The sequence below is a fragment of the Streptomyces monashensis genome (genome assembly GCF_001866665.1).
Lineage (GTDB): Bacteria > Actinomycetota > Actinomycetes > Streptomycetales > Streptomycetaceae > Streptomyces > Streptomyces monashensis.
Genome location: NZ_MLYO01000153.1, coordinates 1 through 345, shown reverse-complemented (window position 1 = coordinate 345; position 345 = coordinate 1). Strand labels below are relative to the sequence as shown.

The window sequence follows — 345 nt, the reverse complement described above, 5'->3', positions numbered from 1 at the left end:
TGCGGGTGTGTCGTCGTTCGGTCTGAGCGGCACCAACGCCTACCTCGTCCTGGAGGAGGCCCCTGCCGTTGAGCCTGCCGCGGCCGAGACCGCGGATGGGCCGGTGGTCCCCGGTGGTGTGTTCCCGGTGGTGGTCTCCGGCCAGACCGAGGAGGCGCTGCGGGCGCAGGCCGGCCGTTGGGCCGACTGGCTGGCGGAGCATCCGGATGTTCCGCTCGCGGATGTGGCGGTGACGGCGGCTCGCCATCGTACGCACTTCGAGTCGCGGGCGAGTGTGGTGGCCGCGGATGCCGGTGAGGCTGTTGAGGCTTTGCGTGTGGTTGCTGCTGGTGGTTCGCATGATGC

Annotated in this window: 1 protein-coding gene; it reads left to right on the top strand. The window is 70.4% G+C overall.

Annotated elements, in window-relative coordinates; translation table 11 throughout:
- Positions 1-345 (top strand): CurL C-terminal domain-containing protein (locus BIV23_RS44785; RefSeq protein WP_143079266.1); only part of this gene is annotated, 345 nt, incomplete at both ends.